General features: G+C 71.7%; 9 protein-coding genes. 4 read left to right on the forward strand and 5 right to left on the reverse strand.

Annotation, left to right across the window (positions count from 1 at the left end; genetic code table 11):
- Positions 1–184 precede the first annotated feature (184 nt).
- From trhA to ACWD1Z_RS02020, 3 genes are read left to right on the forward strand one after another with little or no spacing between them, the layout of a single operon-like run.
- Entirely contained in the window at positions 185–901 is a 717-nt protein-coding gene (gene trhA / locus ACWD1Z_RS02010; protein ID WP_451114737.1) for a PAQR family membrane homeostasis protein TrhA, read from the forward strand.
- A 47-nt stretch (positions 902–948) separates the two neighbouring features.
- Entirely contained in the window at positions 949–1,575 is a 627-nt protein-coding gene (locus tag ACWD1Z_RS02015) for a TetR/AcrR family transcriptional regulator (protein ID WP_451114738.1), read from the forward strand.
- 33 nt (positions 1,576–1,608) lie between these two features.
- Positions 1,609–2,331, forward strand: coding sequence for a Mut7-C RNAse domain-containing protein (locus ACWD1Z_RS02020; RefSeq protein WP_451114740.1), 723 nt, complete (start codon positions 1,609–1,611; stop codon positions 2,329–2,331).
- On the opposite strand, the gene ACWD1Z_RS02025 is transcribed toward ACWD1Z_RS02020, so the two are convergent.
- The 5 genes from ACWD1Z_RS02025 to ACWD1Z_RS02045 form a co-directional block, all read right to left on the reverse strand.
- Positions 2,328–4,730, reverse strand: a complete 2,403-nt coding sequence (locus ACWD1Z_RS02025; protein WP_451114742.1) for a galactose oxidase-like domain-containing protein — start codon at positions 4,728–4,730, stop codon at positions 2,328–2,330. The two genes, ACWD1Z_RS02020 and ACWD1Z_RS02025, sit on opposite strands and share 4 nt — an antisense overlap.
- Complete coding sequence (locus tag ACWD1Z_RS02030; RefSeq protein ID WP_451114744.1) at positions 4,727–5,920, reverse strand: glycosyltransferase; 1,194 nt, start codon at positions 5,918–5,920, stop codon at positions 4,727–4,729. The genes ACWD1Z_RS02025 and ACWD1Z_RS02030 overlap by 4 nt, the downstream gene beginning before the upstream one ends.
- Positions 5,917–7,545, reverse strand: coding sequence for an ArnT family glycosyltransferase (locus ACWD1Z_RS02035; protein WP_451114745.1), 1,629 nt, complete (start codon positions 7,543–7,545; stop codon positions 5,917–5,919). Before ACWD1Z_RS02035 ends, ACWD1Z_RS02030 begins: the two co-directional genes overlap by 4 nt.
- A complete protein-coding gene (locus ACWD1Z_RS02040) occupies positions 7,542–8,810 on the reverse strand; it encodes a glycosyltransferase (RefSeq protein ID WP_451114746.1) in 1,269 nt (422 codons plus the stop codon). Before ACWD1Z_RS02040 ends, ACWD1Z_RS02035 begins: the two co-directional genes overlap by 4 nt.
- A 201-nt stretch (positions 8,811–9,011) precedes the next feature.
- On the reverse strand, positions 9,012–11,042 hold the full coding sequence (locus tag ACWD1Z_RS02045) for a thioredoxin domain-containing protein (RefSeq protein WP_451114747.1): 2,031 nt from the start codon (positions 11,040–11,042) through the stop codon (positions 9,012–9,014).
- Positions 11,043–11,180: 138 nt separating this feature from the next.
- Here ACWD1Z_RS02045 and ACWD1Z_RS02050 point away from each other — a divergent pair, with 138 nt between their 5' ends.
- The gene (locus tag ACWD1Z_RS02050) at positions 11,181–14,384 is read left to right on the forward strand and encodes a tetratricopeptide repeat protein (protein ID WP_451114748.1); all 3,204 of its coding nucleotides are present in this window, start codon (positions 11,181–11,183) and stop codon (positions 14,382–14,384) included.
- Position 14,385 lies beyond the last annotated feature (1 nt).

A 14,385-nucleotide genomic window follows, 5' to 3' on the forward strand; every position in this document is an offset into this window, starting at 1 on the left:
ATGCTTGCCAGAGGGGTACCTGGCGCTCATCCGGTGCCGACCGCACTCATTTGATCATCCGACGCGAGTGCCCATATGTCCAGAGGGCGTCACAGGTGAGCGAGCGTGAGGCTGGCCACGTCCGCGTCAGCGGGCGGCCACACCCTGATCCGCCACCTACGGCCCCGTAGGTACGATTCACCCTATGAATGCGTCCGTCCCCGACGCGCCCATGGACCCCCCGGCCGCCGACGGCAGCGGTCCAGTCGCGCTCTCCCTGCCCCATCCGGTCAAGCCCAAGCTCCGGGGCTGGCTGCATCTCGGCATGTTCCCGGCCGTGGTCATCGCCGGCCTGGTGCTGACCGCCCTCGCCGACTCCCCCAGAGGCCGCCTGGCCTGCGGGATCTACGCCTTCACGGCGTGTCTGCTGTTCGGCGTCAGCGCGCTGTACCACCGGGGCGACTGGAGCCCGCGCATGGACGGCATCCTGCGCCGGCTCGATCACTCCAACATCTTCCTGATCATCGCCGGCACCTACACCCCGCTGACCATGCTGCTCCTGCCGGACAGCACGGGGCGGTGGCTGCTGTGGGGGATCTGGGCCGCCGCGCTCGCGGGCATCGCCTTCCGGGTCTTCTGGGTGGGCGCCCCGCGCTGGCTCTACACGCCCTGCTACATCGCGATGGGCTGGGCCGCCGTCTTCTTCCTGCCCGACTTCATGCGCTCGGGCGGCATCGCGGTCCTGGTCCTGGTGATCGTCGGCGGCGTGCTGTACAGCGTGGGCGGCGTCATCTACGGCATCAAGCGGCCCAACCCCTCACCGCGCTGGTTCGGCTTCCACGAGGTCTTCCACTCCTTCACCCTGGCGGCCTTCGTCGTGCACTACGTCGGCATCTCCCTGGTGGCCTACCAGCACGCCTAGCCCCTGCCGGCGGGGACCCGTGACCCCGGTGCCCGACAATGGCCCGTATGACGGCCGCACGCACCACCTCCGCCGACCTCTCCCAGCTGGGACTCAGGGAGCGGAAGAAGATCAGGACCCGGAGGGCGATCCGCACCGCGATGTTCGCGCTCGTCCGGGAGCAGGGCTACGACGCCACCACCGTCGAGCAGATCGCCGAGCGCGCCGAGGTGTCGCCGTCCACCGTCTTCCGCTACTTCCCGGCCAAGGAGGACATCGTCCTCACCGACGAGTTCGCCCCGGTCCTGCTGGCGGAGATCCGCGAGCGGCCGGCCGACGAGCCGTGGCCGCGGACCCTGCGGCAGGTGATGACGAAGGCCGTCGCTCTCGCCCTGGAGGAGGACCCCGAGGTCCTCAGGCTGCGGGCGCGGCTGATGGCCCGGGTACCGGCGGTGCGCTCCCGGCTGCTGGAGACCATGTCGGCCACCGGCAGGATGCTCACCGAGGCCATCGCCGAGCGCACCGGCCAGGACCCGGGCGGTCCGGAGCTCCGCGTCCACACGATGTCCCTGATCGGCGGCCTGACGGAGATCACCCTGTACTGGGCCGAGCACGACTTCGCCGACGACCTCCCGGCCCTGGTGCACCGCGCCCTGGACGTCCTCGAACACGGTCTGCCCCCGGAAAAGCCCTGAGCCGGCTCCCCCGCGCCATGGCATCCTGACCGGGTGACCGCACCGGAGATCCGCTTCGAAGTCGTCCCCGAGCTGGCCCTGTTCGTCCCGCACGGCCGCCGGTCCGGCGCCACCGCCCTCGTCACCGACGGAGTCTCCTCCCTCGGCCATGTCGTGGAGTCCCTCGGCGTGCCGCTCACCGAGGTCGGGACGCTGGAGGTGGACGGCCGGGAGGTGCCGGTGTCCTACGTCGCCGCGGCGGGCGACTCGGTCCGGGTGAACGCGGTCGAGCGCCCCCAGCGGGTGCCGGGCGCTCCGCTGCGCTTCCTGCTCGACGTCCATCTGGGCACCCTCGCCCGGCGGCTGCGGCTGCTCGGCGTGGACACGGCGTACGAGTCGACGGACATCGGGGATCCGGCCCTCGCGGCGCGTTCGGCGGCGGAGCAGCGGGTCATGCTCAGCCGCGACCGGGGCCTGCTGCGCCGCCGCGAGCTGTGGGCGGGCGCCTATGTCTACAGCACCCACCCCGAGGACCAGCTCCGGGACGTCCTGGAGCGGTTCCGCCCCGACCTGCACCCGTGGACCCGCTGCACCGCCTGCAACGGCCTGCTCAGGACGGCCACGAAGGAGGAGGTCGCCGACCAGCTCCACGGCGGCACCCAGCGGTCCTACGACGTGTTCGCCCAGTGCCAGGAGTGCGGCCGGGCGTACTGGAAGGGCGCGCACCACGAGCAGCTGGTGGCCATCGTGGAACGCGCCCTCACCGAATTCGCCTAGCGGGTACGGACGTCACGCTTTCCGCAGGCGACGCCGTCCCCGTTCCGGTCCAGCCTCAGCGGGTCGTCCTTGCCGTTCACCTTCAGGCGGCCGTAGTCGTTCTGCTTCAGCCAGTCGCAGCGGGCCCTGGTCGTCGCCTTCACGTTCGGCGGGAACTCGGTCGGGACGCAGACGTTCGCCGAGCCGTAGTGGCGGTCGCAGCCGGCGACGGTCGGGCTGACCTGCTGCGCGGACCTCCTCTTGCCGGGGCCGGTGACCTTGCCGGACAGGTCGCCGGCGAAGGAGTGCACGTGCGCCGAGGCGTCCGTCGCCTTCAGGGCCGCGGGTCCTTGCAGATGGACCCACTTGGCGACCGACGGAACACCGTTGGCGTCGACCGCGAAGAGCATGTACCAGCCGGGCGGGGCCAGGTTGGGGTTGCTCGTCACGTTCAGGTCGACGGTGTTGCCGTCCACCGAGAGCGGCAGGTCCACGAACCGCTGGTTCGGGTCCGACGAGTGCGTCACCGCCGCCGGGCGGATCAGCTCCGCCTTGGCGATGGGCCGGTCCACGGTGATCCGCTGGGTGTCGCCGTAGTTCCACTCGGTGTCGATCACCGAAGTGATCGCCGGGCGCTCGCCCTTGAGGAGATAGGGCGGGGTGTAGATGGACACGTTGTGGTTCCAGGAGCCGTTGCCCGGGTTGTCACCGGTGGTCATCACCCGGCCGTCCGGGAGCAGGAACGCCGAGGAGTGGTAGCCCCGCGCCTCGGGGTCCGCGGCGACCGGGTCGAACGTCTCCGTCGCCGGATCGAAGATCGACGTCTCGTACACGGGGTCGGCGCGGTTGTGCAGGGCGCCGCCCGTCTCCAGCACCTTGCCGTCGGGCAGCAGTACGGCGGAGACGTACATCTTGCCCTGGTCGCCGGTCTGCGCCACACGCCCGTTGCCGAGGTCGACCGTGCCCTGCGGGATCGGCGGCCCGGCCACGTAGGCCGGGTTCGGCTGCTGGAGGTCGATGATGTCGGTCAGCCGGTTGGCGTCGGGGTTGGACTCGATGTTGCCGCCGCCGAGGGTGAGGACCTTCTGGTCCTGCGCCGGAGGCAGCAGCACGCTCGCCGACTGGTCCCGCTCGTCCTTCTTCTGCAGCCCCGGCACCTGGGTGACCGTGTTCGCGCCGTAGTCGTAGACCGCGGAGCCGGTGCCCGGGATGTTGTTGCCGAAGACATGGCTGCCGGAGTAGAAGAGGCGGCCGTCCTGCATCAGGATCATCGACGGGTACAGACCCCAGTACGACCAGGTCTGGTTGACCTTCCACAGTTCGAGCCACTTCTGCTCGGCCTGCGAGAACACCTCCGCCGTCACCGACCCGGTCGAGTCCTCCTTCAGCCCGCCGAAGGAGATCACGTCACCGTTGCCGAGGATGGTCGCCGACGGGTACCAGTGGCCGTCGTTCATGTCGTTGGTCCTGGTGTACGTCTCGGTCACGGGGTCGAAGATGTACGAGTCCTTGTACCCCTGGTAGCCGATCGTGCCGTCCGCCGACGGATAGCCCTTGTTGCCGCTCATCACCAGCACCCGCCCGTCCTGGAGCTGGACGTGGCCGGCGCAGAACATGTCCTTCGGGGTGGGGATGATCTTGTAGGTGCCGTTGGCCGGGTCGTACACCGCGGAGGTGAAGGTCCCCGCCTCGAACATCTCCTCGCTGTTGCCGGAGCCCGCGATCAGCAGCACCTTGCCGTTGTGCAGCACGACGGAGTGCATCGAGCGCACCGGGTTCTGCACGGGCAGCACGTCCCAGCGGCCGTTCGCGCACTCCTGGGCGGTGCCGGTGCACTCCGGCGGCGGGGTGACGTCGGGGACCTGGTCCATCGTGTAGTCGTCGGTGGTCGCCGAGCCGGTGCCGTAGACCGAGACGCCCCAGCTGATCCGGTCGGTGCCGGGCGGGACCTCGGGGGTGCGGACGGTGGCCTCGGTCCAGCTCCCGGCCATGTCCAGCGTCTTGAGGTCGGTCCAGTACTGCCAGCCGGCCGTGGTGTCGTGCCGGAAGAGGGTGAGGTTGGCGTCCGGGGTGGTCGTCTTGTACCAGAGGCCGAGGTCGTACTGCTTGCCCGGCGTCACCGCGGGCGCGCAGTTCGCGGACTCGGTGATCAGCGCCTTGCGGTCGCCCTCGGTCCGGCGGGTCAGTGTGACCTTCATGGCCTTGGCGCCGGAGTGGGCGTCGGCGACGGTCTCGTAGGAGAAGTCGTTGTCGCCCCAGCCGGACTTGGACCAGCAGAACGGCATGTCGCCGGTGCCGGCGGTCTCGAAGCCCGGGTTCTTGATCAGGTTGGCGGCGGAGGCGGGGTGGGGTGTGGTCAGCAGCAGCCCGGCGGTGAGGGTGCCCACCGCGAACAGGGCGGTTCTCCGTCGGTGTCTCATGCGGTGCTCCTTGCTGTGCGGCTCCCGTGCGGCTCCCCGCCGGCGTTCCCGCGGGGCAGGTAGACCAGCGCCTCGGTGGCGGCGAAGCGCAGGACGAAGGTGGTGACCAGGGCGAGCGCGGTCGCCGACAGGGCGCCCATCCCGAACTCGGCTACGAACAGCGCGATCAGCGGGATGCGGAGCACCAGATCGGCGTTGGCGAGCAGCGCGAACCGGCCGGCGCGGTCCCACCAGCGCCGGTGCCGCCGTCGGTCACGGAACAGCAGGTGTTCGATGAGCAGGAAGTTCCAGGCCACGCCGAACTGGTTGGCGACGATCTCGGCCGGCAGGTAGTGCATGCCGAAGCCGGTGAGGATCCACAGGGCGAGCAGGTTGGGCACGAACCCGGAGGCGCCGATCAGGCCGAAGCCGACCATGCGGGCGGCCGGGGACGCGGTGCGCAGTCCGGCCAGGTGACGCAGGAAGCGCAGCCCCTCCTGGGCGCTCGACTTGGACTCGCCCGCGAACCGGTCCTGGAAGACGAACGGCACCTCGGCGACCTGGCGCGGGCGGCTGCGCACGGCGAGTGCGAGGAGGATCTTGTAGCCGAGCGGCTTGAGGACCTCGGCGGTCACGGCCTGGCGGCGGATCGCGAAGAACCCGCTCATCGGGTCGCTGATGCCGTGCAGCCGGCGCGGGAACAGCGACTTGGTGAGCCAGGTGGCGCCGCGGGAGACGGCGACCCGGTAACTCCCGGCGAGCCCGGCCCTGCTGCCGCCCTTGATGTACCGCGAGGCGACGACGAGTGCGGCGCCGGTCCGCTCGCCGGTGGCCACCAGCTCCGGGACCAGCGAGGGCGGATGCTGGCAGTCGCCGTCCATCACGACGATCCAGTCCGAGGTGGCCGCCTTCAGCCCTTCCACGACGGCGCCGCCGAGCCCGCCGACGGGGTCGTCCCGGCGGATCACTGCCACCGGGAAGGGGCAGTCCTGCGCCGCCTCCGTGATCACCTCGGGGGTGTCGTCGGTGGAGTCGTCCACGAAGACGACCTCGCAGGGCAGCCGGGCGGGCACCGACTCGGTGATCAGGCGCAGCAGCCGGCGGATGTTCGCGGACTCGTTGAAGGTCGGTACGACGATGGTGACGGCGCCGGGCTCGGGGACCTCGGCCGCCTCCAGATCCGGGATCGGGGTGGTGTATTCCTGGCTCATCGGACGCCGCCTCCCGCGGTCTGGATCTGCCGGATCTCGATGCGGTCCTCGCCCTTGCCGAAGACGGCGACGGGCCTGGAGTGCTCCATGGCCGCCTTCACGTTCGGCAGGTCGGCCGCGTCGCGCCGTACGGTCGGGGAGGCGACGACGTAGTCGAGGTCGCGCCAGCCGCGGGGCATGGTCTTGGTGACGGCGGGGTCGAGGTCGGCCTTGTAGAACCAGATGACGCCGTCGCCGGGCCGGTACCCGGCGTGCACCAGGTCCAGCCAGAGCGCGTCGTCGACCAGGACGCGGGTGTCCTTCGGGTTCTCCACCTCGGCGCTGAGCCACTGGGAGGCGGCCCGGTAGGGGGCGTTGGCGTCGGCGGTGACGGCGGTGCGGCCGCCGTCGTACCAGCGCGGGACGACATAGGCGCCGGCGCCGATCGCGAGGACGGCCGCCAGGGTGTACCGGCCCGCCGGGTGCAGCCGTCCCTTGCGCAGGACGGCATGGGCGACCGACGCGGTGCCGCCGGCGAGGACGAGGGCGAGGAACGGCAGCGCCTGGATGATGTACATCGCGGGCAGATAGCCGCTCGGGCGCATCGCGACCAGGGCGAGGATCGCCACGGCGGCACACGGCCCGGCGAGCGCGCGGGCGGTGACCGACCAGCGCCAGGTGGCGAGCAGCAGCAGGGCGCCCGCGAGACCGCCGAGGGGCAGGACGCGGTCGTAGTAGAGCCACGACTGCAGGACCCCGTACGAACCGGAGCCCTGGTCGAGGATGAAGCCGGAACCGGGCCTGGTCATCTGGTACTTGACGCCGTCCCACAGCGACACGTGCCCGGCGCCGGGGAACAACTCGCCCTTGAGCAGGGCGAACAGGGGGTACGACAGACCGATCAGGACGCAGGCGGTGATCGCGCCGGTCACCGCGAACTTGCGGGTGTCGCGGTGGCTGTGCCGCCACATGGTGACGAGGATCGCCGGGAGGACGAACAGCATCGTCTCCTTGGTCAGCACCGCGGTGGCGGCGGCGATGCCCGCGCCGAAGTGGTGCCACAGGTGCCGGCTCGGCGAGGCGGCGAGGGTGAACGCCAGCAGCGTCCACATCACGGCGAGGTTGTCCAGGAAGATCTCGCGCTGGAGGATCACCGAGAGCGGCGAGAGACCGAACAGGACCATGCCGAGCCCGGCGGCCCAGCGCGGCAGCGACAGCCGCCGCCCGAGCACGTACACCAGGACCGCGCTGATCCCGCTGACGACCAGCATGACCGCGCGCATCGAGCCGACGGTCATCGAGTCGGGGCTGATCAGCGAGGGTATCCAGGTCAGCGCGGCGATCTGGATCCAGCCGAACGGCGGGTGGTCGTACCAGTAGGTGTAGTGGGCGAGCCCCTTGCCCTCCTGGACCGCCCAGGCCTGGGCGAGGTAGGTGCCCTCGTCGTCGCTGAGCGTGGGGTAGTCGGCGATGTTCCAGCCCTGCACGACGAGGATCGCCGCGAGCAGCACGGCACACAGGACGATGTCGGGTCGAGAGGTACGCAGCTTCTTCGGCGGGGTCGTTCGACCGGTCGAACGGAACTCCGGCGCAGGCTGCCGCTGCGCGGGGACCTCGGTGGTCACCGCGGGAAGGGTGGAGGTCACGCAGGAACGTCCTCTCGGATCACTTCGGCCGGGTGGAGATGTGCGCCGACATGGGTCGTCAACTCCCAGTCGTTACGGCCGCGTTGCTCGCGCCAGACGGCACGGATCGCGGCTCCGGCGAGCAGCACCTGGTAGAAGGGACCGCCGACGATGAGCTTCAGGTAGTGCACGAACCGGACGCGCAGCCCGTACTGCTTGCCGAAGTCGTGCAGTCCGACCACCTCGAAGACGAAGGTGACGAGCGCGGTGACGGCCGGCAGGAAGGTGATGAACGCGATGGACACCGGCACGTCGAGGAAGAGGGCGATGGCCACGTTGAGCGGGATGATCACGCCGGTGAAGGCCTGGAGGAACGGCGTGGTGAGGGTGTAGCGGGCCAGCAGCCGCTGCCCGAAGGTGGGCAGTTGCTTCCAGTCCTTCTTCCGGTAGACCTGGAGGAAGCCCTGGTTCCAGCGGGTGCGCTGCTTGAGCAGCGACATCAGGCTGCCGGGCGTCTCCTCCTTGGTCACCATGTCGGAGTCGTAGGCGACGACGACCTTCTTGCCGACGCTGGACAGCCGCACCCCGAGGTCGCAGTCCTCGGCGAGGCAGTCGGGGTCCCAGCCGTCGGCCGCCCTGAGCACGTCCGTGCGGACGAAGACGGTGTTGCCGCCGAGCGGGATGAACCCCTTCTGCGCGTGCAGGTGCAGCCGGGAGCGGAACCAGAAGAAGTACTCCAGGCAGTTGCGCAGGCTGTACCAGCTGGAGTGGAAGTTGATCAGCTGCACCCCGCCCTGGACGACATCGGCGCCGGTGGAGCGGAAGGCGTGGTCGACGTGGGCGAGCAGCTCCGGATGGACCTGGTCCTCGGCGTCGAAGACCCCGACGACATCGCCGCGGCAGTGCGGCAGCGCCGTGTTCATGGCCTTCGGCTTGTTCTTCTTCTCGTGGGTGTCGACGACCACCCGGACCCGCGGGTCGCGTGCGGCGGCCCGCTCGGCGACCTGTGTGGTCTCCGGGTCGTCGTGGCCGACGATGACGATGATCTCGAAGTCGGTGTGGCTCGACTCCAGCAGCCGCTGGATGGTGTGGTCGAGCACGGCCTGTTCGTGGCGGGCCGGCAGCAGCAGCGAGAACGACAGATGCTCGCCGCCGTCCGGTCTGCTGAACCGGGTGGAGGCGAGCACCTCAGGCGTACGCCAGGCGTGCATCTGCCACCACAGGGTGAACGCCGCCATCCAGAACAGGGCCAGTGAGACGACAGCGATGAAGACAGACGTGAGCAACAGATCCCCCCAGATCCCCAAACCCCCTGTCGCGACGGCCAGTCACGGCCGTCGCGTCACTGTGCAGAGATTAGGGGGGAACTGTGAAGCGCGGGAGCTGTTCCGATAAATAGCGTGTTTCGGAACGGGGCGGCGAAGAGCGGGATCTAACCGAACACACGCCCCATTTGGACAGCGCGGGACCGCCCCCGACCGCTGTTCTCAGCCGCTCAGCGCCTCGCGCAGCCGCTCCGGGTCGGTCGTCGGGGCGTCACAGGTGAAATTGCGGCAGACGTACGCCGCCGGTTCACCGCCGACCAGCGGCCGCCCCGCCAGCAGCGGCAGCTCGTCGCTCTCCGGAGCGCCCACGGCGACCACCGCACCGGGCGCGGTGCCCAGCAGGGCCGTGCGGTGCAGGGTCCGGGTCGCCGGGTCGTCGAGCGAGGGGCCCACGACCGCGATCTCGCGCGGCCCGTCCAGCCGGGCCTCGGCGGCGGCGAGCCCCCAGCCGATGAACCGCGGCACCCGCGGCCCGAGCGCCTTCACCACGCCCAGCGCCCGTTCCGCGGCGCTGCGATGCGGCTCGGAACCGGTCTGGGCGGCGTAGCTGAGCAGGGCGTTCGCGGCGGCGGTCCAGCCGGAGGGGGCGGCGTTGTCGGTCGGGTCCTGCGGGCGGCGGATCAGCCGCTCGGCGTCCACGGCCGTGTCGTACAGGGCACCCGACTCCTCGTCGACGAACCGGGTGAGGACATGGTCGAGCAGGAACCCGGCGAACTCCAGCCAGACCCCCTCCCCGGTGACGGACGCGAGCGCGAGGAACCCCTCGGCGACGTCGGCGTAGTCCTCCAGCACCCCCGCGTTCGCCCCGGCCTGCCCGTCCTTGCTGGTACGGGCGAGCCGCGCGTGCTCGTCCAGATGCAGGCGTACGAGGAGATCGGCGGCGCACACCGCGGCCTCGACGAGATCGGGGCGGTCGAAGTAGGCGCCGGTCTCGGCCAGTGCGGCGATGGCGAGCCCGTTCCAGGCGGCGACGACCTTGTCGTCCCGTCCGGGGGCGGGCCGCCCGGCGCGCGCGGCGAGCAGGCGCGCGCGGACCCCGGCGACCTTCTCGGCGTCGAACACGCCCTCCTGCTGCGGGAGTTGCAGCACGGAGGAGCCCTCCTCGAAGGTGCCCTCCTCGGTGACGCCGAAGTACTGGGCGGCGAGTTCCGCGTCCTCGCCCAGCACCTCGCGCAGCTGCTGCGGGGTCCAGACATAGTAGGCGCCCTCGACGTGCTTGCCGGTGCCGTCGTCGCTGTCGGCGTCGAGCGCGGAGGCGAACCCGCCCTCGGCGGTGCGCAGTTCGCCGACCATGAAGTCGGCGGTCTCCAGCGCCACCCGCCGGGCGAGCTCGGATCCGGTGGACCGCCACAGGTGAGCGTAGACCCGGCACAGCAGGGCGTTGTCGTACAGCATCTTCTCGAAGTGGGGCACGGTCCACTCCCGGTCCACGGAGTACCGGGAGAAGCCGCCGCCGAGCTGGTCGTAGATGCCGCCCCGGGCCATCCGCTCGCAGGTGTCGGCGGCCATCTGCAGGGCGCCCTCGGAGCCGGTGCGGGCGTGGTGGCGCAGCAGGAACTCCACGACCATGGACGGCGGGAACTTCGGCGCTCCCCCGAACCCGCCGCGCACCGGGTCGTACTCCCGGGTGAGCCCGAGCAGCGCCCCCGCGAGCTCCTCCTCGCCGGGCGCCAGGGAGTCGCCGTAGGAGATCTCCCGTCCGGCCAGGTCGCGGACGATCTTCCCGGCGACCTCGGTGACCTCGTCCCGCCTGCCGGTCCAGGCCTGCTGGACGCCCTCCAGGACCTGCCGGAAGGAGGGCATGCCGTGGCGGGGGGCGGGCGGGAAGTAGGTGCCGAAGTAGAAGGGCTCGGCGTCGGGCGTGAGGAAGACGGTCATGGGCCAGCCGCCCTGCCCGGTGGCGGCCTGCACGGCCTCCATGTAGACGGCGTCCACGTCGGGGCGTTCCTCGCGGTCGACCTTGACGTTGACGAAGTGCTCGTTCAGGTACGCGGCCGTCGTCTCGTCCTCGAAGGACTCGTGCGCCATGACATGGCACCAGTGGCAGCTGGAGTATCCGACGCTGAGCAGCACCGGTTTGCCGCTCCGGCGCGCCTCCTCGAACGCCTGGTCCGACCAGGGCCACCAGTCGACCGGGTTGTCGGCGTGCTGGAGCAGGTAGGGGGACGTCTCATGGGCCAGTCGGTTCGGCATGGGATCCATCCTGCCGCAGTACCCCGGGGACCGCCGGGCAGCACACCCCACAAGCCCGATCTTGCCGCCCCCTCCCCAGGGCGTCCCGTCCGCAGCACACTTGACCAAGGAAGTGTTGCCGCCGGAGGGGGACCTGACATGCGGGACAGCCATCGGACGGAGGCCGAGCGGCTGTTGGCTCGGGCCGTGGAGGAGGAGGTGCGGCGCTCGGGCGGGCGCACCGACGGCGCGGTGCTGCTGTCCCGGGCGCGGGGCGCGCTGGACGCCATGGCCCAGTCGGCGGCCGAGGAGTACGAGGCGTACGTCCGCGCGCTGGACGAGGCGGAGGCCGGCCGGCTCACCTTCGGCCAGCGCTACGCCCGCGAGGGCGGCGGCACTCCGCTGCTGGTGGCGGGCGTGGCGGGGATCGCCGCCGTCCTCGCCGACCTGGCGCTCGGCACCGGTGCGGGGACCGCGGTGGGCGCGGGCGTGACCGTGGGGGTGGTGGGCGCCGCGACGACGGTGGTGAAGGTGGCCGGGGTGCATCTGCCGGCCGCGCACCACCGGGCGGGGGCGGCCGGGCAGCCCGGCGGGGCCGAGCAGCTGCGGCTGCAGTGGCTGACCGCGCTGGAGGTACGCGGGATCCGGCCCTTCCTCGATCAGCAGCGGATGCTGAGCGCGTCGACGGGGCCCAAGCAGCAGGGCCCGCGGTTGCGCGGCACCGACAAGAGCGCGGCGGCCCGGGGGCGGAAGGTGCTGGAGCAGTCCTTCGGTCAACTCCCCGAGCCGGAGGAGCCGTTCGCGGGGCGGCGCCAGGAGCTGGGGCGGATCCGGCAGTGGGTGCAGGCGGCCCGGGCGAACACGGAGACCCGTCCGACGGTGGTCGTGCTGCACGGGGCGCCCGGCAGCGGCCGTACGACCCTGGCGGTGCGGGCGGCACACGATCTGCGGGACCAGTTCCGCGGGGCGTGCGTGGTCGATCTGCGCGGCGGCACGGCGGAGGAGCCGCCGCTGTCCACCCGGGACGCCCTGCTGCATCTGCTGAACCGGCTGGGCGCGCCGCGCGAGCAGCTGCTGTTCCGCGAGCGCTCCTCCCCCGACCAGCAGGTCAAGCGGCTGAGCGAGCTGTACCACCAGCATCTGACCGGGCTGCCGGTCACGGTGGTCCTGGACGACGCCTCGGACCCGGAGCAGGTGCGCACCCTGCTGCCCGAGCGCTCCGACAGCCTGGTCCTGGTGACGGCCCGCGAAGCCCTCGACCTGCCCGCGGACCTGCCGGCGTGGGTGCATCACCTGCGGGTGGAGCCGCTGGCGGCGGCGGGCGCGGAGGAGCTGCTGACGGCGGTGGCGCAGGACGCCACGGGCCCCTACGACGCCGAATCCGCCGACCGGATCCGTGAGTTGTGCGGTGGTCTGCCGCTGGCGCTGCGCATCGCGGGCTCCTCGCTGGGCCCGCGGACCCCCCGCCGGCTCGCCACCGACCTGGCCGCGTACGGGCCGGTGGAGCCGGTCGAGAGAGTGCTGTGGCTGCGCTACACCGACCAGTCGGAACCGGCCCGCCGTCTGCTGCGCCGGCTGGCCCTGGCCGGACGGTCCTCGCTGGGCACGGCGGCGGCCGCCGCGCTGCTGGCGACGGACGAGCCGGAGGCCGCCCGCCAGCTGACCGCCCTGTCCGGGGCGGGCCTGCTCGATCACGTCCGAGGCAACCGCTACCGGCTGCACGACCTGGTCCGCGCCTTCGCCCACGCCCGCCTCCTGGACGAGGAGGAACCGGCGGAGCGCGCCGCCGCGCAGGAGCGGCTGATCGTCAACTACGCCGACCTCGCCGACTCGGTGCTGCGCCTGGTCGACGGCAACGTGTCCACCCGTTCCGACCGGTTCAGCCCGCACGGTTTCACCTCCCTGGACGAGGCCCTGCGCTGGCTGGACGACGAGTCCAGCTTCATCACCTCGGCGCTGCGGCACGCGGACGGCGTCAACCAGGCGGCGGTCCTGGAACTGCTCGGGGCCCTGTGCGACTACTGCCTGCTGCGCGGCGACCTGTACCGCCTGGGCGAGATCAGCGACCTGGCCCAGGCGGTGGACCAGGGCCTGCTGCTGCGCTCGGTGCAGTGGCGTACGGGCATCGCCGCACGCCAGCTCGGTGAACTGGACCGGGCGAGGACGACGCTGGCGTCGGTGGTGGACCTGTACATGGAGGCCCACCACGACGCGGGCGCGGCCCGGGCCCTGTGCTCGCTGGGCATCACGCTGCACCACCAGGGCCGGCTGACGGAGGCGGCGGAGAAGCTGCGCGAGGCGCTGGATCTGCAGGATCCGCCCCAGCTGGCCACGGACCGGGCCTGGACGATGCACGCGCTGGCGGCGGTGCAGCGGGACCGGGCCCATCTGTCGGAGGCGCTGGACCTGCTGAACCGCTCGCTGGAACTGCACCGGGCGGGAGAGTCGGTGCACGGCGAGGCGTGGGCGCACTTCCAGCTGGGCCAGCTGGGCCTGCGGATGGGCGACGTCCCGCGGGCGGAGCGGGAACTGCGCACCGCGCTCGACCTGTACGGCCGTACCCGCGACGCACGGGGCGAGGCGTGGGCGCTGACCCAGCTGGCCCGGGCCCGGCTGGTGGCCGGCGATCATTCGGCGGCGGTGGACGGCCTGCGCCAGGCGGCGTCCCGGCACCGCGACAACGAGGACGCGCGCGGCGAGGCGTGGACGGTCTACTACCTGGGCCAGGCGCTGGAGGAGACCGGCGGCCTGGACCAGGCGGTCCGCGAACTGGAGCGCTCCCGCACGATGTTCTCCCGGATGCGGGACGTGTACGGCCTGGCGTGCGCCCGCCACCACTCGGCGCGGGCGACGCGCGATCTGCGGGCGGCGCAGACCGGTTCCCTGCGCAACTCCGGCTTCGCGCGCCAGCTGCTGGTGGACGCCCGGGCCGACTTCCAGCGCATCGGCGTCGCGCACGGCGAGGCGTGGACCTGTCTGGAGCTGGCGGTGGTGGACGCCGGTAACTCCCGTACCCAGCAGGCACTGTCGCTGTGCGACGAGGCGGTGGGCCTGTTCACCTCCTACGGCGACCGCCGGGGCGAGGACTGGGCCCGCTTCCTGCGCTGCACCCTGCTGCCGTATGCGGCGCCGGGTGGGGTGGAGGTCGGCACGGCGGTGGCCCAGGAGGAGCTGGCGCAACTGGCCCGGAGCGGTCATCCGGTGCGGGACGAGAAGCTGGAGGAGTACGTCGGCGCGTATCAGCTGCTGCTGGAGCGGGGCGTGAACCTGGACGCGGGCTGGCAGGCCTGGCGGCTGGGCATGGTGCCGAGCCGGCATGCCCGGGAGGTCATGGGGGTGGCGGTGGTGACGGCGGGGCGGTGAT

Source organism: Streptomyces sp. NPDC002784 (assembly GCF_053592135.1).